Annotated in this window: 17 protein-coding genes; 4 read left to right on the top strand and 13 right to left on the bottom strand. The window is 56.9% G+C overall.

Features of this window, described 5'->3' with window-relative positions; all coding sequences use genetic code 11:
- Nucleotides 1-13: 13 nt before the first annotated feature.
- From GOV85_RS04570 to scpA, 3 genes are all read right to left on the bottom strand, one after another.
- Nucleotides 14-502: a GNAT family N-acetyltransferase gene (locus GOV85_RS04570; protein WP_171175424.1), complete on the bottom strand. Its 489-nt coding sequence runs from the start codon at nucleotides 500-502 to the stop codon at nucleotides 14-16.
- A complete protein-coding gene (locus GOV85_RS04575; protein ID WP_171175426.1) occupies nucleotides 499-1,101 on the bottom strand; it encodes a VOC family protein in 603 nt (200 codons plus the stop codon). Before GOV85_RS04575 ends, GOV85_RS04570 begins: the two co-directional genes overlap by 4 nt.
- Before the next feature lie 107 nt (nucleotides 1,102-1,208).
- Nucleotides 1,209-3,335, bottom strand: a complete 2,127-nt coding sequence (gene scpA, locus GOV85_RS04580; protein WP_171175428.1) for a methylmalonyl-CoA mutase — start codon at nucleotides 3,333-3,335, stop codon at nucleotides 1,209-1,211.
- Between the two features lie 169 nt (nucleotides 3,336-3,504).
- Between scpA and GOV85_RS04585 the strand changes: the two genes are divergently transcribed.
- Nucleotides 3,505-3,951 carry a DUF4174 domain-containing protein gene (locus GOV85_RS04585; protein WP_171175430.1) on the top strand — a complete coding sequence of 149 codons (447 nt, stop codon included), beginning with the start codon at nucleotides 3,505-3,507 and terminating at the stop codon, nucleotides 3,949-3,951.
- A gap of 76 nt (nucleotides 3,952-4,027) precedes the next feature.
- Here the strand turns inward: GOV85_RS04585 and GOV85_RS04590 are convergent, their stop codons facing one another.
- Both GOV85_RS04590 and GOV85_RS04595 read right to left on the bottom strand, forming a co-directional pair.
- Nucleotides 4,028-6,073, bottom strand: coding sequence for an acetyl/propionyl/methylcrotonyl-CoA carboxylase subunit alpha (locus GOV85_RS04590; RefSeq protein ID WP_171175432.1), 2,046 nt, complete (start codon nucleotides 6,071-6,073; stop codon nucleotides 4,028-4,030).
- A 116-nt stretch (nucleotides 6,074-6,189) separates the two neighbouring features.
- Nucleotides 6,190-6,393 (bottom strand): hypothetical protein, encoded by a 204-nt coding sequence (locus GOV85_RS04595; protein ID WP_171175434.1) that lies wholly within the window; start codon nucleotides 6,391-6,393, stop codon nucleotides 6,190-6,192.
- 650 nt (nucleotides 6,394-7,043) lie between these two features.
- Between GOV85_RS04595 and GOV85_RS04600 the strand changes: the two genes are divergently transcribed.
- The gene (locus GOV85_RS04600; protein WP_171175435.1) at nucleotides 7,044-8,195 is read left to right on the top strand and encodes a DcaP family trimeric outer membrane transporter; all 1,152 of its coding nucleotides are present in this window, start codon (nucleotides 7,044-7,046) and stop codon (nucleotides 8,193-8,195) included.
- Nucleotides 8,196-8,281: 86 nt separating this feature from the next.
- Here the strand turns inward: GOV85_RS04600 and GOV85_RS04605 are convergent, their stop codons facing one another.
- The 3 genes from GOV85_RS04605 to GOV85_RS04615 all read right to left on the bottom strand — a co-directional run bounded on the left by GOV85_RS04605 (nucleotide 8,282) and on the right by GOV85_RS04615 (nucleotide 10,900).
- Nucleotides 8,282-8,635 carry a hypothetical protein gene (locus GOV85_RS04605; protein ID WP_171175437.1) on the bottom strand — a complete coding sequence of 118 codons (354 nt, stop codon included), beginning with the start codon at nucleotides 8,633-8,635 and terminating at the stop codon, nucleotides 8,282-8,284.
- Nucleotides 8,636-8,768: 133 nt separating this feature from the next.
- Complete coding sequence (locus tag GOV85_RS04610; RefSeq protein ID WP_171175439.1) at nucleotides 8,769-9,254, bottom strand: DUF6497 family protein; 486 nt, start codon at nucleotides 9,252-9,254, stop codon at nucleotides 8,769-8,771.
- A 113-nt stretch (nucleotides 9,255-9,367) separates the two neighbouring features.
- Nucleotides 9,368-10,900 carry an acyl-CoA carboxylase subunit beta gene (locus tag GOV85_RS04615; protein ID WP_171175441.1) on the bottom strand — a complete coding sequence of 511 codons (1,533 nt, stop codon included), beginning with the start codon at nucleotides 10,898-10,900 and terminating at the stop codon, nucleotides 9,368-9,370.
- A gap of 183 nt (nucleotides 10,901-11,083) precedes the next feature.
- Between GOV85_RS04615 and GOV85_RS04620 the strand changes: the two genes are divergently transcribed.
- Nucleotides 11,084-12,289 (top strand): multidrug effflux MFS transporter, encoded by a 1,206-nt coding sequence (locus tag GOV85_RS04620; RefSeq protein WP_171175443.1) that lies wholly within the window; start codon nucleotides 11,084-11,086, stop codon nucleotides 12,287-12,289.
- A gap of 63 nt (nucleotides 12,290-12,352) precedes the next feature.
- Nucleotides 12,353-13,753 carry a short-chain fatty acyl-CoA regulator family protein gene (locus GOV85_RS04625; RefSeq protein ID WP_171175445.1) on the top strand — a complete coding sequence of 467 codons (1,401 nt, stop codon included), beginning with the start codon at nucleotides 12,353-12,355 and terminating at the stop codon, nucleotides 13,751-13,753.
- A gap of 75 nt (nucleotides 13,754-13,828) precedes the next feature.
- Here GOV85_RS04625 and GOV85_RS04630 read toward each other — a convergent pair whose 3' ends face one another.
- From GOV85_RS04630 to betI, 5 genes are all read right to left on the bottom strand, one after another.
- Nucleotides 13,829-14,068: a YdcH family protein gene (locus tag GOV85_RS04630; RefSeq protein ID WP_171175447.1), complete on the bottom strand. Its 240-nt coding sequence runs from the start codon at nucleotides 14,066-14,068 to the stop codon at nucleotides 13,829-13,831.
- Between the two features lie 89 nt (nucleotides 14,069-14,157).
- Nucleotides 14,158-14,805, bottom strand: coding sequence for a thermonuclease family protein (locus tag GOV85_RS04635; protein ID WP_171175449.1), 648 nt, complete (start codon nucleotides 14,803-14,805; stop codon nucleotides 14,158-14,160).
- 54 nt (nucleotides 14,806-14,859) lie between these two features.
- On the bottom strand, nucleotides 14,860-16,518 hold the full coding sequence (gene betA, locus GOV85_RS04640; RefSeq protein ID WP_171175458.1) for a choline dehydrogenase: 1,659 nt from the start codon (nucleotides 16,516-16,518) through the stop codon (nucleotides 14,860-14,862).
- Nucleotides 16,519-16,588: 70 nt separating this feature from the next.
- Complete coding sequence (gene betC / locus GOV85_RS04645) at nucleotides 16,589-18,097, bottom strand: choline-sulfatase (protein WP_171175460.1); 1,509 nt, start codon at nucleotides 18,095-18,097, stop codon at nucleotides 16,589-16,591.
- Nucleotides 18,094-18,666 carry a transcriptional regulator BetI gene (betI, locus tag GOV85_RS04650; RefSeq protein ID WP_171175463.1) on the bottom strand — a complete coding sequence of 191 codons (573 nt, stop codon included), beginning with the start codon at nucleotides 18,664-18,666 and terminating at the stop codon, nucleotides 18,094-18,096. The genes betC and betI overlap by 4 nt, the downstream gene beginning before the upstream one ends.
- Nucleotides 18,667-18,685: the final 19 nt, after the last annotated feature.

An 18,685-nucleotide genomic window follows, 5' to 3' on the forward strand; every position in this document is an offset into this window, starting at 1 on the left:
CAGGTGCGATAGATCAATCCGGGGAAAGAATTTTCTGCATCAGCACAAGATCCAGCCACTGCCCCCATTTGTAACCGATTTGAGGCATAACCCCGACCTGTTCGAACCCCAACGCTGCGTGGAATGCAACAGCAGACGGGTTTGCGGATGAGATACCAGCAACCAAGACGTGGACCCCCTTGGCTCGCGCAGCTTTCTCCAGTGCGACCATCAGGGCGCGGCCCACGCCTTGGCCGCGCGCTTCAGGCGCCAATTGGATGGAGTGTTCGCAACTATGCGCATAACCCGGGCCCGAGCGGAAAGGTCCAAAGGTCGCAAACCCGACCACGCGGCCTTCAATTTCTGCAACCAGAAACCCGGGACCTCGGGCGTGGATATCTTCGGCGATACTCTCAGCGCTGCGAGTATCGGTGGTGAACGTGACCAGCGTCTCGCGAATGATCTGATTGGCGATCTCGGCAATCGCAAGCGCATCTGCTGGCTGTGCGGGGCGAACCTTCATTCCAACACGCGCAGACCGTGCGGGGTATCAACCTCGGCCCGCAAGGCAGCTGGCCCAGTGTCGAACACCACCCAGTCCAACGCGCCAAGATGTTTGGCCAGTGTCAGCGCATCCGGGTGGAACACGACCAGCCTGCGCAGGCGGCAACCGCTGTCTTGCAACATCTGCGCCGGGTGCAGATCGCCCTGCCACTGGATCAACGCGGGAAAAAGGTTGTCAAACGGAAGTCGGCCGGTCGGCGGCACGGCCATACGCCAACGCAGGGCACCACGAGTCAGATCAATCGGTGTCCCGATACCATCGGGAAACACCGACAGCGAGGCTTCGATGTCTGGCACGCGACAAATCCAGTTGCTCAAGCGGGGTTTGCCCGTAAACCGGTCTAGATCGAACCAGCGGGTTCGTTCTGGTTGGGGGGCGTCAGGATCGATGGAAATCGCCTCAAGATACAGACCATCCTTGAGCCCCAGCAGTCGATTATAGGTACCAAACTTCTCGTGCTTGCCGCCCGCCTGCAACGCAACGCCCAAAGCCTGTTCGACATGTGCGGATGCTTCTTCCAGCGTTTCGCCTGCAACGGCCAGATGATCGAGCAACATGCGCCCCTCCTAAAAACAATTCGACCAGACCCAATCAGGTCTGGTCGAATGTTTCCGCCATCGGCGCGAGATCACAAGATTTTTCGACGAAAAATCTTGGCCACTGTTTAGCCCCGCGCTTCGTTGATCAGACGCAGGATGTCCTGCGCGGCTTCGGGAACATTGGTGCCCGGCCCAAAGATCGCTTTTACGCCGTGATCGTAGAGGAACTGGTAATCCTGCTGCGGAATCACGCCACCGCAGATGACGATAATATCCTCTGCCCCGGCTTTCTTGAGCTCTTCGACCAACTGCGGGGCCAGCGTCTTGTGCCCGGCGGCTTGCGAGGAAATCCCGACCACATGCACGTCATTGTCCACCGCGTCCTGCGCGGCCTCGGCAGGTGTCTGGAACAAAGGCCCAACGTCGACGTCAAACCCAATGTCCGCAAATGCGGTCGCAATGACCTTGGCACCCCGGTCGTGACCATCCTGCCCCATCTTGACCACCAGCAAACGGGGGCGTCGCCCTTCAGCTTCGGCAAACTCTTCAATGGACTTCTGGATCGCGGCAAAGCCCTCGTCACCTTCGTAAGCCGCCCCATACACACCGGCCAGGGTTTTCACTTCAGCGCGGTGGCGACCGAACTCTTTTTCCATTGCCATGCTGATCTCTCCTACGGATGCGCGGGCGCGGGCGGCCTCAACCGCGGCGGCCAGCAAGTTTCCACCCTCTTGAGCGGTCTTGGTCAGCGCGTCCAGCGCAGCCTGACACGCGGCCTCATCGCGGGTTGCGCGGATACGTTCCAGTCGCGCGACCTGTGCTTCGCGCACCGCAACGTTGTCGACATCCAGAATGTCGATCGGATCTTCCTGTTCCTTGCGGTATTTGTTGACGCCAACGATCACCTCTTCGCCCCGGTCGATCATGGCCTGACGACGAGCGGCGCTTTCTTCAATGCGCAGCTTGGGCATGCCCGAGGCAACGGCTTTGGTCATGCCGCCCATTTCCTCGACTTCTTCCATCAGGGCCCAGGCTTTTTCGACCAGTTCATTGGTCAGGCTTTCGACATAGTAGGAGCCCGCCAAGGGATCGACCACATCAGTCACACCGGTCTCTTCCTGCAACACCAGCTGGGTATTCCGAGCAATGCGCGCTGAGAAGTCAGTTGGCAGTGCAATCGCCTCGTCCAACGCATTGGTGTGCAGCGACTGGGTGCCACCCAAAACCGCGCTCATCGCTTCATAGGCTGTGCGGATCACGTTGTTATAGGGATCTTGCTCCTGCAACGACACGCCCGAGGTCTGGCAATGGGTACGCAGCATCTTTGACCGCTCGGATTTTGCACCGAATTCGGTCATCACGCGATGCCATAGGGTCCGCGCCGCGCGCAGTTTGGCGATCTCCATGAAGAAGTTCATGCCGATGGCAAAGAAGAAGGACAGACGGCCTGCAAACTTGTCCACGTCCATCCCGGCCTCGGTCGCGGCGCGCACGTATTCGCGTCCGTCCGCCAACGTATAGGCCAATTCCTGCACCAGGTTCGCCCCGGCCTCTTGCATGTGATAGCCCGAGATCGAAATTGAATTGAATTTCGGCATCTCGTTCGAGGTGTATTCGATGATGTCCGAAATGATCCGCATCGACGGCTCGGGCGGATAGATATAGGTGTTGCGCACCATGAACTCTTTCAGAATGTCGTTCTGAATAGTGCCGGACAGCACCGATTTGTCATGGCCCTGCTCTTCCCCCGCAACGATGAAACTGGCCAGGATCGGAACCACCGCACCGTTCATGGTCATCGAGACCGAGACCTTATCCAGCGGAATACCATCGAACAGGATCTTCATGTCTTCCACGCTGTCGATGGCCACACCGGCCTTGCCCACATCGCCTACAACACGCGGGTGATCACTGTCATAACCACGGTGCGTGGCCAGATCGAAAGCGACTGAGACACCCTGCTGACCTGCTGCCAGGTTGCGGCGGTAGAAGGCGTTTGACTCCTCGGCTGTCGAAAAGCCCGCATACTGGCGGATCGTCCACGGACGACCGGCATACATCGTCGCCTTCACCCCGCGCGTAAACGGGCCAAAGCCCGGCAGCGAGCCCATATGCGGCAGATCTGCTGTATCTTCTTGCGTATAAAGTGGTTTGACGGCGATGCCTTCCAGCGTTTCCTTGGTCAGATCGTCCAACGGACGTCCGCGCAGCTCTTTCTCGGCCAGCGCTTTCCAGTCCTTCGTGTCGGTCATTTCGATTTCCTCTCGTCAATTCGGGTGGCGGCCGTCGCAAAACGTCCGCATTTAGGTCATGCGCTTGACAATTGCGTCGGGGCGCAAGCGCAAAATTTTGAGTGTTCTGCGTAAATCGTCAGTCGCAATCGCGGAGACAGGGGCTATATTCGAAAGAACAGGAGGCCACATGACTCGCACGCTTGCCTTTGTTTTCTCGGCACTAATCCCGCTGGCCGCTTGGGCGGCGGACGGCACGGCACCATCAGATGACAGCTTTGTTCGCCCGGCAGGCGACAGCGAACTCAGCGATTTTCTATGGGTCAACCGCCCTATCGTTGTCTTTGCAGACACGCCAGCCGACCCGCGATTCCAACAACAGATCGACATGCTATTGGATGGCGAACAGGCCATGCGTGACCGGGACGTCGTGGTCTTGACTGATACCGACCCGTCAGCGAAATCCCCGATCAGGGCGCAACTGCGCCCGCGCGGGTTCCAGATGGTGTTTGTCGACAAAGACGGCGTGGTGAAACTACGCAAACCCTCCCCTTGGAGCGTTCGCGAGATCGGCCGATCAATCGACAAGACACCCCTGCGTGAGCGCGAAATCCGCGAACGGCGCGAGGGTGGCTGAACACTTTCGACACCTCCACGGCCTCCGGCGTGGCACGCCGGAGCCTTTGGAAGATGTGTCGAAAGCGTCTTCATGATCATTCGAACTCGATGATCACTTCGTCTACGGCAAGGCTGTCGCCGGGACCAGCATTGATCTTGGCAACAGTGCCCTTCTTCTCGGCGCGCAGGATGTTCTCCATCTTCATCGCCTCAATCGTGCACAACGCCTGACCTTCCTGTACCTCTTGCCCGACTTCCACGTCGATCTTCACGACCAGGCCTGGCATCGGGCACAGCAGCATTTTCGAGGTATCCGGCGGCAGTTTTTCTGGCATCAGTTTGGCCAGCTCTGCCTGACGCGGACGGCGCACCAGAACCTTCAAATCGGCCCCCCGGTTGCGAATGCGGAACCCGCCCGAAACCTTGCCCACCTTCAGAACCAACGGGCTGCCATCGACATCTAATACGGCCAGTTGATCACCCGGCGTCCAATCCGAGGCCACACGCAGGGTCGAGCCATCTTCGAACTTGACGGTTGCACCTTCTTTGTCAGCGTTCACCTGAACCGGCAATTCGTGACCTTCCAGCGATACAACCCAGCGTTTGCCAACTTTGCGTTCATGATTGTCCATCCGACCCGACACGCGGGTGCGGCGGATTTCGGCCACACGGTGCATGGCCGCACAGGACGCCGCGATCCGGCGCAGGTCATCTTCGGGCAAGGATACGCCCTCAAACCCATCGGGATATTCTTCGGCAATGAAAGCCGTGGTCATGTCACCACTGATGAACTTCGGGTGGTCCATCACAGCAGACAGGAACGGCAAGTTGTGACCAATGCCTTCAACCTCGAAACTGTCCAGGGCAACGCGCATCGCCTCAATCGCGGCTTCGCGGGTCGGTGCCCAGGTGCAGAGTTTTGCAATCATCGGGTCGTAATACATGCTGATCTCGCCGCCCTCGTAGACGCCGGTATCGTTGCGCACTGCCGCTTCACCTTCGTGCGCGTCGCCCTGCCATTTGCCGTTGACCAGCATCGGACCAGCCGCAACCTCTTGCGGTGGGCGATAACGGGTCAGACGGCCAATCGAGGGCAGGAAGTTGCGATAGGGATCTTCCGCATACAGGCGGTTTTCAATCGCCCAGCCAGTCAGCGTCACGTCGTCTTGCGTGATCGACAATGGCTCACCAGCGGCCACGCGGATCATTTGTTCCACCAGATCAACGCCTGTGATCAGCTCAGTGACCGGGTGTTCCACCTGCAGGCGGGTGTTCATTTCGAGGAAGTAGAAGTTCTTTTCCCCATCGACGATGAATTCCACCGTACCTGCGCTGGAATAACCCACGGCCTTGGCCAAGGCCACAGCTTGTTCGCCCATCGCCTTACGGGTTGCTTCATCAAGAAATGGCGACGGTGCCTCTTCCACTACTTTCTGATTCCGGCGCTGGATCGAGCATTCGCGCTCGCCCAAATAGATCCCGTTTCCGTGGCTGTCACACAAAACCTGAATTTCGATGTGGCGCGGCTGGGTGACGAATTTCTCGATAAAAATCCGGTCATCCCCGAACGAGTTCGCGGCCTCGTTCTTGGACGACTGGAAGCCCTCGCGCGCTTCTTCGTCGTTCCACGCGATCCGCATGCCTTTACCACCGCCCCCGGCGCTGGCCTTGATCATGACCGGATAACCTATCTCATTCGAGATTTTGACCGCCTCATCCGCATCTTCGATCAAGCCCATGTAGCCTGGAACCGTCGAAACATTTGCGTCCTGAGCAATTTTCTTCGAGGTGATCTTGTCGCCCATCGCTTCGATCGCGCCTTTCGGGGGGCCGACAAAGGCCACGCCTTCGGCTTCCAGCGCTTCGGCGAATTTGGCATTTTCCGACAGGAAGCCATAACCAGGGTGAACGGCCTGTGCACCGCTTTGGCGGATAGCGTCCACGACCTTGTCGATCACGATGTAAGACTGATTGGCTGGCGGCGGCCCAATGTGCACGGCTTCATCTGCCATCGACACATGAAGCGCGTTCTTGTCCGCGTCCGAATAAATGGCAACTGTGCCGATACCCATTTTGCGGGCGGTTTTGATGACCCGGCAGGCGATCTCGCCCCGGTTGGCGATCAGGATCTTATTGAACATGGAACGTCCTTTGGCTTGGTGTTCTGGAAACGCAAAACGCCGCCGCAGGTAACGATCCCCGCGACGGCGTGATGCGCGATGACGGACGGGACGAAAGGCGCCCCCAAAATGATGCGTTAGTTACAGGTGTTCTGCGTTTTGCAGTAAAGCACGTTGCCCGCTGCGCCGACGGCCGCGCCGAAAAGCGGGTCGGCATTGAGGACGGCTGCGCCGACAGCGCCGGCCCCACCACCCAGGATAGCCTGTTCGCCTGTGGTGTCGCCGCACGCAGCCAAGCCCGCGCAGATCGTCGCAACAAAGATGAGCCGTGAGATTCGCATGATATCTGCCCTTTTTGGTTTCTTGGTTTGTTGGGCGTCAGATGCGCGAAACGCAGACTGTTATTCAATATCAAAGAGTGTACAGGCAGAATTTGTGCAGGTTTTTGCCTTTGTTCGCCGCGTTCTCGCAAAAAGAAAAACGCGGACAGGTCTTTGTGGGGAACACAAGCCTGCCCGCGTGAGGAAGGGGTACGGAATAGTAGGTGCACGTGCGGCGCAGGCAAAGTAGAGCCGCACGGCTCGTTCACCTTGCACGCCACAATCTCACCAGAAAACACAGCATTGTTTCTGCGCGTTGTCTCGGCTGGAATCTGCCCATGCAGCGAGACCTCGCGCAAGTTTGCGCCGAAACCTCTTTTACGACCCACGGATAGCGAAGCCATCTTGCCCGTCACATTTCTGTTACAAACCGGCTCCTCGCACAGAAGCTTTACACACGCGGCATCACGGCATGACACTTGTTTGATAAGCAAAATCGTATTTGGATTCATATGGTTGACAGATCGGTTCACCCAGTCGTGATTTTTCTTAGCTTCAGCCACACAATTCCATGAGAAAATTATAGTTTTTCGTCTCACCCTTGTGATTCCCGTCGCTACTGAACGCGTGAAACGTTGGGTTTGCACACTCGCACACAAGGAAATACCCACATGACGACTACAAGACTGAAGGCACTCCTGCTTGCTGCCTCTGCACTCAGTGTGACCAGCACCCTTGCTTATGCTCAGGAAGCCCAGACCCAAGCCGAGCTCGACGCACTGCGCGCGAGGGTCGAGGCGCTGGAATCCGCGAATAACAGCACCGCCGACGGAGATTTTCGGATCGGTAACACCACTTTGGACGTTTACGGTTACGTCAAGGCCGATTTCTTCTATGACTTCGAATTCGATCAGGGCGACACTGCCTTCGTGAATGTTATCGGTGAACCTTCTGCCGCGACTGATGGCACCTTTGGCGCCACGGTGCGCCAATCGCGGATCGGATTGCGCACCTCCACGCCAAGCGGAATCGGAGACATCGGCGGGCAGTTGGAACTTGACTTGTTTGGCTCGGGTGGTACCGCTGAGCTGCGTGTGCGTCACGCAAACATCACGATCGGGGACCAGTACCTGATCGGTCAGTACTGGACCAACTTCCAACCGCTTGATTCCTATCCTACCTCGGTCGAATTCAACGGCCCGGTCGGCGTCGCCTTCGCCCGTGTTCCGCAGCTGCGTTACACTGGACAGCTTGGAAGCAATGCTCAGTTTGCCGTTTCGGTCGAAGAAAATGTCAGCGGTTCGAACTCTGACGATCCGGTCCTCACGGCCTCGGCGGAATACAACGACGGCACCTACATCGCACGCGGTGCGGTGCTTTACGGCAAAGCCAATTCCGGCAGTGTTGAAGTTGACCAAACAGGCTTTACTGCCTCTGCCTCGGTACGCCCGTGGCAAGGCGGGCTGTTCCAGGTCAACTATGTAACGGGTGAGGCCCTTGGCCCATACCTCGTCGGCATTGGAGATGCGATTGTCGGAGGTCAGGCGAATGATGTTGACGGCTACACTATCGAGTTCAGACAAGACCTGAGTCCGAAGTGGAATGTCGGCATTGCATATGGTCGCGAAGATTATGACCTTCCCACCTCGACCGGCACATTGTCCTTCACCGAGCTGGAAACGATCCACGTCAACGCGTTCTACAAGGCGACCGACAATCTGACCCTCAGCGCCGAGTACATCTATGGTGAGCGGAACGACGCGTCCACCGGCCGTACCTTTGATGGCAATCGCGTTCAGCTTGCCGCTCAGCTGAACTTCTGACACCGCACATAGATCCTGCCCGGCTTTGGGCAGGATCGCCGCAACACCGGGTTCGGCTCTCTGATATGCGGTAGCCAATGTCAAAATCAGCCCAACTCGTCGATGACATCAGGAAAGGATGCGCGAGCCGCATCCACATCAATGACCAAAAGTGCATCATAACTGGCCGGATCAAACGGATCCTCTGCAGGAACCACCTCGCGCCCGAACAACCAGCTCAGGCGACCTGCATCCAGGTTGCCCCGTTCGAACGGCTGATCACCGAAATGAACCCAAAGCGCTTCCATGAACGCGGTATCTGCGCGCTTGTCAGCAGGCCTGCGATCGCGAAACCGTTCCCGACGGGTCAGAGGCGTCACACCTTTTGGATTGGCGCGACGAATGGTGAACTGAAAATCCGTACCGGTCAGGCGACCGGGGAAGCCACGATGCTTCAACATGTCAGCACCCCCGGCTTAACACGTACAGACAAGGACAAATCATGCCCGAAAAGGGATGGAATCATGTTGCGCACCTCCAAAGCCGCACCGTTGGTCTGAGATGCTCTGACGTCATGACGGGAAAAGTTCATGATCAAAGCCCCTCCCAGATACACCGGGACTGCTCCAGCCGGTAGGCTTCAAAAAATTGCGTCGCGTCCGGGGCGACATCGCCAAATTCCAGCGGTCTGTCCGACAACGAAATGACAACCCGCGCAGGCTGCAGCTCATGTTTGGCCACATAGGGAACCGCCAGAATTTGGCACAAGTGCTCCATATCCTTGGACGCCACATCATAAGTGATCCGCCCTACCGTCCCGCCGATCCTTGGCGCAATGAAACGAAAGCGCACCCACAACTCGCCCGGATTGTTATCAAGCAGAACGTCATCCAAATGCACAGGTTGGCCCGAGGGTACCGGCAACGGCGCATCTGATTGAGCAAGACCCGGAGAACAGAGCGCACTGAACATCAGACAAATGGCGCGACCCCGGACTCGCCAAGGGCAAGCTCCTCCTTCCGGGATCGCGCGCGCAGTGCTTTTGAACTGCGCTGATCTATGTCTAACGGGTCGGATCATTCAACTATTTGCCGATTCTTGTCAATTCCGCCTCAATTTTGGGCAATATTCGCCCAAACTTCAGCCGGACGGCGTGAAGGAACACCAGGGCAGGCTGCGCTGCCCCGGATTGATCACAGCGGGATATTGTCGTGCTTTTTCCAAGGGTTCTTCAGCTGCTTACCTCGCAGACTGGCAAATGCCCGGGACACGCGGCGGCGGGTCGATTGAGGCATGATCACCTCATCGACAAAGCCGCGCTCGGCCGCAACAAAGGGATTCGCAAACCGATCTTCGTAATCCGCGACGTGCTGTGCTGTCTTTTCCGCATTTCCGAGGTCAGCACGGTGGATGATTTCAGTTGCGCCTTTTGCACCCATCACAGCGATCTCGGCTGTAGGCCAGGCATAGTTGAAATCACCGCGCAGGTGCTTGGACGCCATAACCACATAAGCACCGCCATAGGCTTTTCGCGTGATCACGGTCACTTTGGGCACTGTGGCCTCGCCATAGGCATAAAGCAGCTTCGCGCCATGTTTGATCACACCACTATATTCCTGCTGCGTGCCCGGCAGGAAGCCCGGAACATCCACGAATGTCAGGATCGGAATTTCAAAACAATCGCAGAAACGCACAAAGCGCGCCGCCTTGCGCGAGCTGTCAATGTCTAGACATCCCGCCAATACCATCGGCTGGTTGGCAACGACCCCAACGGTCTGACCCTCTAGACGGATAAAGCCGGTGATGATGTTTTTGGCAAAGTCTTCCTGGATTTCGTAAAAGTCGCCCTCATCCGCAATCTTGGTAATGAGCTCCTTCATGTCGTAGGGCGTGTTGGGATTGTCAGGAACAAGCGTGTCCAGCGACGGCTCAAGCCGGCCAGGCTCGTCAAAGAAGGGGCGGACCGGGGGCTTCTCGCGATTGTTTAGAGGTAGGAAATCCACCAGTCGACGGACTTCTGCCAAAGCCTCGACATCGTTCTCAAACGCCGCATCCGCAACCGAAGACTTCTTGGTATGTGTCGAAGCACCACCCAGTTCCTCGGCGGTTACGACCTCGTTGGTGACGGTTTTGACAACGTCGGGACCGGTCACAAACATGTAAGACGAATCTTTGACCATGAAGATGAAGTCGGTCATCGCCGGGCTGTAAACCGCGCCACCGGCACATGGGCCCATGATTACGCTGATCTGCGGAACGACGCCGGACGCCGTGATATTGCGCTGGAACACTTCGGCATACCCTGCCAGCGAGGCAACGCCCTCCTGGATTCGCGCCCCACCCGAGTCGTTGATCCCGATGATAGGTGCTCCATTCTGCACCGCCATATCCATGATCTTGCAAATCTTCTGTGCGTGGGTTTCCGAAAGCGATCCACCAAAGACGGTGAAATCCTGACTGAACACATAGACCATACGGCCATTGATCGTGCCCCAGCCGGTGACAACCCCGTCACCTGCAGGCTTTTGGTTTTCCATCCCAAATTCGGTGCAGCGATGGCTGACGAACATATCGAATTCTTCAAAACTGCCTTCATCCAGCAACAACTCGATCCGCTCACGCGCCGTCAACTTGCCACGTGAATGTTGGGCATCGATCCGTCTCTGCCCACCGCCCAGTCGTGCGTTGCCGCGGCGGTCTTCCAACTCAGAAAGGATGTCTTTCATGACGAGTATCCCCTATTAAATTTGGCGCGACACTACCCGCTCGACTTGCTCAACCAAAGACCTTTTCCGCAAATTTGCAAAACACTAGCAATACCAATCTGGATAACTGCAAATTAGCTAAGTATCGCATTGATTTTTGGCAACGACTGGCATTCCGAAATTCCGTGGCTATACATGTGAACCATGCAGTTCAGCTCTGGCGCCGTGCCGCGCACACCACCTACATTGGCAACGCTTGTCTTGCTTTCGGGCTTGTCCGCCCTGAGCATGAACCTTTTCCTGCCAAGCCTGCCCAACATGGCGCTGTATTTCGAAACCGATTACAAGGTTATGCAGCTATCGATTGCTTTGTACCTGCTGATTAACGCCATTCTGCAAATTGTGATCGGACCGCTCGCTGACAAGGCAGGTCGCAGACCCGTTCTGCTTTGGGGTCTTGCGCTGTTCCTACTGGCGACCCTGGGATGCATTTACGCGCCCAACGCCGAGATCTTTCTGGTTTTCAGGATGTGCCAGGCGGTTGTGGTGGTGGGTATGGTACTCAGCCGCGCCGCAGTACGCGACATGTACGATCAGGATCAGGCTGCGTCGATGATCGGGTATGTGACCATGGGTATGGCTGTGGTCCCCATGATCGGCCCTGCCATAGGCGGCATTCTGGAAGAGACGCTCGGCTGGAAGGCCAATTTCTGGCTGCCATTTGCCATCGGCACTTTAACCTTGTTCCTTACATTCACGGATTTCGGCGAAACTGCAGCGAAAAGCGGGAAATCGCTTGTACAGCAATTCAAAGAATACCCCGAGTTGCTAACCTCACCTCGCTTCTGGGGGTATTCACTGGCCTGCGCCTTCTCGTCAGGGGCCTTCTTTGCCTATCTGGGCGGCGCTCCGTTCATCGGAACGGAATTATTTGGGTTGAGCGCTGCTCAGGTCGGTATCTATTTTGGCGCGCCGGCCGTCGGATATTTTGCGGGGAACTTCATCAGCGGGCGATACTCCGTACGGATTGGTGTCAATCGCATGGTGCTTTGGGGCAGCCTGTTGAACGCCTTCGGCGTCGCGCTGTCAGCCCTGCTTTTTCTGGCAGGTAGCGGTACGGCACTCAGTTTTTTTGGACTTATGACCTTTGTAGGTGTGGGCAACGGCATGGTTATTCCCAATGCAACATCGGGCGCCCTATCTGTTCGCCCACATCTGGCGGCGACCGCGTCGGGTCTGAGTGGTGCTATCATGTTGGGCGGTGGTGCGGGACTCAGCGCACTGGCAGGCGCATTGCTGACCCACGAAACCGGCGCAATGCCACTGTTGTGGCTGATGTTGACAACCGCCCTGCTGGCCATTTGCGCCATAGCGGCCGTCATCCGACGCGAACGGCAATTGGGGCTCTGACAGCTTGCATGGATAGGTTTGCAAAGTTAGACTTCGAGTTTAGAAAACTTGCAAAGGCCCTCAATGGCGACTCAAAAACTCTATGCGGGTGCAAAGCTGCGCGAGATGCGCACACGACTGACCCTGACCCAGCGGGAATTCGCAGCCAAGCTGGGTGTCTCCCTGCCTTACCTGAACCAGATGGAGAACAACAACAGACCGATTTCAACAACGGTTGTTTTGGCTCTGGCGCAAGAATTCGGCATGGACGTGACCGAACTCAGCACAGGCGATAGCGAACGCCTTGTCTCCGACATGCGCGAGGCATTGGCCGACCCGGTGTTTGCCGACATTCAACCTCCGCTGGCCGATTTGCGCCTGACCGCCTCGAACGCCCCCGCTTTGGCCCGCGCATTCATCGAATTACACAAAACCTACCGCCAAACTCACGAGCGCCTGGCCTCACTGGACGAAGCACTGGGTCGGGAAGATGCCCGCATTCAGGCCAGCCCGTGGGAAGAGGTGCGGGATTTCTTTCATTATTGCGACAACTATATCGACGCCGTGGACAGGGCAGCAGAATTGTTTTCCAACCGGGCAGACGGGCCTGGTGGGATTCGGCAGGCCGCCCTGAACAGCCTTTCAGAACGCGGTATTCAGGTCGTTTTTTCAGACATGGACCCCCTGCGCAGATACGATTCTGAAAGCAAGATTCTCCGCCTGTCCTCGCGCGCTGCTCCGCAAACCCAAGTGTTTCAATTGCTGTTACAAGTTGCTTTGATCAGCCAGGACAAGCTGCTGGAAGCAACGTTGGATTTTGCAAAGTTTCAAAGCGAAGAGGCCCGGTCAATTGCAAAGATTGGACTGGCCAATTATTTCGCCGGCGCGTCTTTGATGCCTTATTCGACCTTCCTGACCGCCGCGCAAGAGGAGCGCCACGATCTGGAACTGCTGAGCAATCGATTTGGCGCTTCTATCGAGCAGATTGCCCATAGGCTATCGACGCTCCAACGCCCCGGAGCAAAAGGTATCCCATTCTTTTTCGTTCGCGTGGATCAGGCTGGCACGATCACCAAGCGGCACTCGGCCACCCGTCTTCAATTCGCGCGATTTGGCGGCGCATGCCCCTTGTGGAACGTGCATCGGGCCTTTGAAACACCAGGGCATTTTCTTCGGCAATTGGCGGAAACGCCAGATGGAGTTCGCTATATTTCGCTTGCGCGAGATGTATCGAAATCCGGCGGGTCATTCGGCGCGCCTGTCCGGCGCTATGCGATTGCCTTGGGGTGCGAGGTTCGGCATGCTCCGGCGCTTGTCTACGCCGACAACCTCGATATCAACAATGCCAGTTCTTACGAACCGATTGGCATATCTTGCCGCATCTGCGAACGGCAAACCTGCCACCAGCGCTCGGTCCCGCCCCTGGAACGTCGCCTCAGCATCGACACCGATTTACGCGGCACTCTGCCCTACGAAGTCACCTGATCTTCATCTGGCCAGAAATACCTCGGGGGAATCGCGGCCAAGGCCGCGACGGGGGCAGAGCCCCCGCCTTTTGGCTTAGGCTTTGGACAAGATCGCCCAGATTTCGTCTTTCAACGCTGCCCGCTTCTTGCGCAAATCCACTTCGGCCAATTCCTCCATCGGTTCAACATTGGTTTCTGCCCGATGCACCACGCGATTGATTTCGTGATACTCATCAGCAAGCCGGGCAAAATGCGCGTCCGACTGTTTGAGCTGGCTCATCAGTTCTACTTTGTCCGGGAACTCTTCTGCCAGTTCATGCGGGGTGTGGGACATACCTGTTCGCTCCATAATTAGTTGTTGCAAATGAGTCGTAGATGCGTCCGGCGGCGCTCGCTTTGACGCGGATCAATTTGACGCAAATTTCATCGCTGAGACGCGCGCCATCCCGCAGCGCGAGCCTCAGCGGCAGAACAAAACCAGTGTTCGCCCCTGGACATATCAATCTCAGTTTTGGCATAAAAATTTTGGCCCGGTACGTGAAAAATTCGGTCCCCTTTCGCAGAGATATTCCCTTTGATCCGACAACTCACTGTCGATCGTGACTTTCCCGCCGCCCTGTGCACCCAAGGCACTTGAATATACTGCTGATGAAGCCCCAATTTTCGGCTTTTTGCGTCCCTCTCAACGCTGGCGTAGGCACTGGAATATTTGAGGCAGGCAAAGGCTAGGCCCTGCCGCACCAGTTGATCTGCTGCATCCTGCCCACCCGACGTGCATTTTGCGACAACCCGGCCATAGCGATCCCGGTCCAATGGCACACAAGTCGCTGTTTTACCCTGATACCTCTGCCGAACGACCTGCGTAACCCACGCACCACATGGCCAGCGAGAACCTTCGGTGTCATGACAGGATTGATCTATCTCGGGGGCATCAATGCCATGCAACCGAACCCGGACTCCGCCCACACCCCATGTATCGGCGTCGATCACGTGAATCTGCCCCATAAATCGTTCTGCGGCCAACGCGACAGATGGCAGAAAGAGAACAAAAGCTAAACAAATTCTTAACATGTCCCCGATATGCGCCTGAAATCACGCGTATTCAAGCGGGGGCATGTCAAAAGGTTAACGCTGTGCCGTTGCCCAGTTCGGGTGGATCCAAGGCCGGTCATTGGCTTTGGGCAACGGGTCTTTGCCCAACAGGGAATCCGACACTTTCTCTCCCACCATGATCGACGGCGCGTTAAGATTGCCGTTGGTAATTTGCGGGAAGATAGAACTGTCGGCAACGCGCAGCCCCTCTACCCCAATCACACGACCTTCGGGATCGACCACTGCGTTTTTGTCATCCGCTCGCCCCATTCGGCAGGTACCGCAAGGATGATAGGCGCTTTCCGCATGCTCCGCGATAAAGCCGTTCAGTTCTTCGTCTGATTGCACAGAAGCGCCCGGTTGGATTTCCTTGCCGGCATAGGGTTCGAACGCGTCCTGACCAAAGATTTCGCGCGTTAAACGGATACAGGTCCGGAAATCTTCCCAATCCTTTTCGTGGCTCATGTAATTGAACTTTATGACTGGCGCATCCGCAGCTTCAGCGGATCGCAGCGTCACAGATCCACGCGACGGAGACCGCATCGGACCGACATGCGCCTGGAACCCGTGGCCTTCCGCTGCTGCCTGCCCGTCATAACGCACTGCCATGGGCAGGAAATGATACTGAATGTCAGGGTACTCAACACCAGGTTTCGATCGGATAAAGGCTGCACTTTCGAACTGGTTCGACGCCCCCAAACCCGTCTTGGTAAACAGCCATTGCGCACCGATCAGACCTTTACTGAATAGGTTCCAGTGTTTGTACAATGTAATCGGCTGCAAAGAGGCTTGTTGGATATAAAGTTCCAGATGGTCCTGCAGGTTTGCGCCAACCCCCGGACGATCCGCCACAATATCGATTCCATGGTCAGCCAGATGCGCTGCCGGGCCGATTCCGGACAACATCAACAGCTTGGGCGAGTTGATCGACGACGCCGCCAGAACGACCTCACGCCGAGCCTTAATGACCTCTTTCTTGCCGCCACGGATCAATTCCACCCCTGTGGCGCGACCGTTTTCCATCACGACTTTAGAAGCAAGACCCCGAACGATATCGCAATTGTCGCGTTTTAGTGCAGGTCTCAGATAGGCATTTGCTGCGGACCAACGCCGTCCTTTCCAGACGGTCTGCTCCATCGGGCCAAAACCTTCCTGCTTTTCGCCGTTATAGTCGCCCGTAACCTGGTATCCGGCTTGCCGGCCGGCATCCACAAACGCCTTAAACAGAGGGTTTTCACGTGGACCGCGCGAAACATGCAGCGGGCCATCTGTACCGCGCCACGACGGATCCCCGCCATGGCCGCCATCATGCCAGCTTTCCATTCTCTTGTAATAGGGCAGTACGTCAGCATAGGACCACCCGTCTGCACCCATCTCGGCCCAGGTGTCGAAATCGCGCGCATGGCCGCGCACATAAACCATTCCGTTGATCGAGGACGAACCGCCTATCACCTTGCCGCGCGGACAGGCCAGACGGCGATTGTTCAGTTGCGGCTCAGGCTCGGATTGATAGCCCCAGTCATAGCGCGACATGTTCATCGGATAGCTCAGCGCCGCTGGCATCTGGATGAACGGCCCCGCATCGGTGCCGCCATGTTCGATCACCAGAACCGAGGCCCCTGCCTCGCTCAGACGATATGCCATTGCGCATCCGGCAGAGCCGGCGCCAACGATGACAAAATCTGCTTCCATTTCCATAACTCCTGCCCCGCCGAGAAGGCTGGATGCCTCCGGCGGGAGTATTTTCGAAAAGATGACGAGGTTATTCGCCGCGCGGGAAGCGGGCGTTTTCCTCGACGACGTTCAGATCCATGTGATTGCGCATGTAGCGTTCCGATGCTTTTTGCAGCGGCTGGTAATCCCACGGGTAATATCCACCCTGGCGCAGCGCCTCATAGACGACCCAGCGCCTTGCCTGGCTGGCTCGGACTTCGGCGTCAAAACGATCCAGATCCCAGCGGGCTTCGGATTTTGCGCGCAAGGTTTGAAGCGTACCTGCATGTTCGGGGCTGTCTGCCAGATTGGTCATTTCGTGAGGGTCGGCCTCAAGATCAAACAACTGATCAGGGTCCAACGCGCAGCGGTTGTATTTCCACTTGCCATAGCGCAACGAGACCAGCGGCGCATAAGATGCCTCTGCCGCGTATTCCATCGCTACCGGCGCGGTGCGCTCGCCCCCCTGCGCAAGAGGCACAAGGTTTTCACCATCCGTCCACGGTGCAATTTCATCCATATCGACCCCTGCCAATGCCCCAAGGGTTGGCGTTACGTCGATAGTAGACACCGGAGTGTCGATCCGGCCTGAAGGCAGATCGGGGGATGAAATCATCAAGGGAACACGCGCTGAACCTTCATAGAAGTTCATTTTGAACCACAAGCCGCGTTCGCCCAGCATATCGCCGTGATCCGAGACGAAGAGAATGATCGCCTCTTGCCGGGTGGTTTCCAGCACTTCGAGGATCTCACCGATCTTGTCATCCAGATAGGAGATATTGGCAAAATAGGCGCGGCGGGATTTGCGGATGTCTTCTTCGGTGATGTCAAAACTGCGCCAGTCATTGGCGTCGAAGATACGCTTGGCGTGTGGGTCCTGATTGTCGTAGCCGATATCAGCGACCTCGGGCAGCAGATGCTCACAATCCTCGTACAGATCCCAGTACTTGCGGCGGGCGACGTATGGATCGTGGGGATGCGTGAAGCTGACGGTCACGCACCACGGACGATTATCCTTACCGCGCGCCAGATCATAGAGCTTGGCCTTGGCGTTATAGGCAACCTCGTCGTCATACTCCATCTGGTTTGATATCTCGGCCACACCCGCACCGGTGACAGAACCCATATTGTGGTACCACCAGTCGATCCGCTCGCCCGGTTTTCGATAATCCGGGGTCCAGCCAAAATCGGCCGGATAGATGTCGGTGGTCAGACGATCTTCGAACCCGTGCATCTGATCAGGACCGACAAAATGCATCTTGCCAGACAAGCAGGTATAGTACCCGGCCCGGCGCAAATGGTGTGCGTAAGTGGGGATGTCGCTGCGGAACTCAGCTGCGTTGTCATAGACGCCTGTGCGCGAAGGCAATTGACCGGACATAAAGCTGGCCCGCCCCGGCGCGCAGAGCGGCGACGCCGTGTATGCGTTTGCAAACCGGGTCGAACGTTCGGCCAACTTCTTCAAGTTCGGGGCATGAAGCCAGTCTGCGGGACCGTCGGGAAAGAGGGTTCCGTTCAGCTGATCCACCATCAGGATCAGAACGTTCGGTTTTGTCATTTTTCAGCCTCGAGCAGAGTGTTGAGCACGCGTTTCGCGTGTGACACGGCCAGTTGCGGTTCTTCCGGCGCGCTGAGCGCCGCGCGGATGTACAACCCGTCAATAAGAGCAATCATGTTTTCAGCAGCTTCAACCGGGTCCTGCATCCTGGCGCGCAAAGCGTGGATCAGGTTTGAACGGATGCGTGCCTGATAGATCTGCCACAAGCGCAGTGCATCATCATTGGTTTGCGCCAGAACATAGAAGGTCATCCACGCAGCGATCACGTCAGGTGTGAAACACGAGGGGGCGAAACACGCCTCAATGATCGCCTGCGCCCGGCCTTCCGGAGCAGATGCCTTCAGTTTGGCCCGCGCCTCATCACCGAAATCCGAAAGGATCTGACGCATCGCCGCCAGAAAAATCTGATCCTTGCCGCCGAAATAATGATGCGCCAGCGCGCTGGACATACCTGCCCGTTTCGCAATTTGGCTAACTGTAACATCAAGGGATTTCTGCACACCCAGCTCGGCAATTGTCGCGCGGACAATAGCATCGCGGCGGATTGGCTCCATTCCAACTTTTGGCATCATGACCCCCTGAACAGGC

Origin of the sequence: Ruegeria sp. HKCCA4633 (assembly GCF_013034605.1) — a bacterium.
Taxonomy (GTDB): domain Bacteria; phylum Pseudomonadota; class Alphaproteobacteria; order Rhodobacterales; family Rhodobacteraceae; genus Ruegeria.

Excerpts from the sequence above, each read along its gene's own strand:
- GOV85_RS04620 (WP_171175443.1), top strand. The coding sequence starts at position 11,084 with ATGCAGTTCAGCTCTGGCGCCGTGCCGCGCACACCACCTACATTGGCA.
- GOV85_RS04605 (WP_171175437.1), bottom strand. The coding sequence starts at position 8,635 with ATGTTGAAGCATCGTGGCTTCCCCGGTCGCCTGACCGGTACGGATTTT.
- GOV85_RS04600 (WP_171175435.1), top strand. The coding sequence starts at position 7,044 with ATGACGACTACAAGACTGAAGGCACTCCTGCTTGCTGCCTCTGCACTC.
- GOV85_RS04610 (WP_171175439.1), bottom strand. The coding sequence starts at position 9,254 with ATGATCCGACCCGTTAGACATAGATCAGCGCAGTTCAAAAGCACTGCG.
- GOV85_RS04615 (WP_171175441.1), bottom strand. The coding sequence starts at position 10,900 with ATGAAAGACATCCTTTCTGAGTTGGAAGACCGCCGCGGCAACGCACGA.
- GOV85_RS04635 (WP_171175449.1), bottom strand. The coding sequence starts at position 14,805 with ATGTTAAGAATTTGTTTAGCTTTTGTTCTCTTTCTGCCATCTGTCGCG.
- GOV85_RS04590 (WP_171175432.1), bottom strand. The coding sequence starts at position 6,073 with ATGTTCAATAAGATCCTGATCGCCAACCGGGGCGAGATCGCCTGCCGG.
- GOV85_RS04595 (WP_171175434.1), bottom strand. The coding sequence starts at position 6,393 with ATGCGAATCTCACGGCTCATCTTTGTTGCGACGATCTGCGCGGGCTTG.
- betC (WP_171175460.1), bottom strand. The coding sequence starts at position 18,097 with ATGACAAAACCGAACGTTCTGATCCTGATGGTGGATCAGCTGAACGGA.
- GOV85_RS04570 (WP_171175424.1), bottom strand. The coding sequence starts at position 502 with ATGAAGGTTCGCCCCGCACAGCCAGCAGATGCGCTTGCGATTGCCGAG.
- GOV85_RS04630 (WP_171175447.1), bottom strand. The coding sequence starts at position 14,068 with ATGTCCCACACCCCGCATGAACTGGCAGAAGAGTTCCCGGACAAAGTA.
- betA (WP_171175458.1), bottom strand. The coding sequence starts at position 16,518 with ATGGAAGCAGATTTTGTCATCGTTGGCGCCGGCTCTGCCGGATGCGCA.
- GOV85_RS04585 (WP_171175430.1), top strand. The coding sequence starts at position 3,505 with ATGACTCGCACGCTTGCCTTTGTTTTCTCGGCACTAATCCCGCTGGCC.
- betI (WP_171175463.1), bottom strand. The coding sequence starts at position 18,666 with ATGCCAAAAGTTGGAATGGAGCCAATCCGCCGCGATGCTATTGTCCGC.
- scpA (WP_171175428.1), bottom strand. The coding sequence starts at position 3,335 with ATGACCGACACGAAGGACTGGAAAGCGCTGGCCGAGAAAGAGCTGCGC.
- GOV85_RS04625 (WP_171175445.1), top strand. The coding sequence starts at position 12,353 with ATGGCGACTCAAAAACTCTATGCGGGTGCAAAGCTGCGCGAGATGCGC.
- GOV85_RS04575 (WP_171175426.1), bottom strand. The coding sequence starts at position 1,101 with ATGTTGCTCGATCATCTGGCCGTTGCAGGCGAAACGCTGGAAGAAGCA.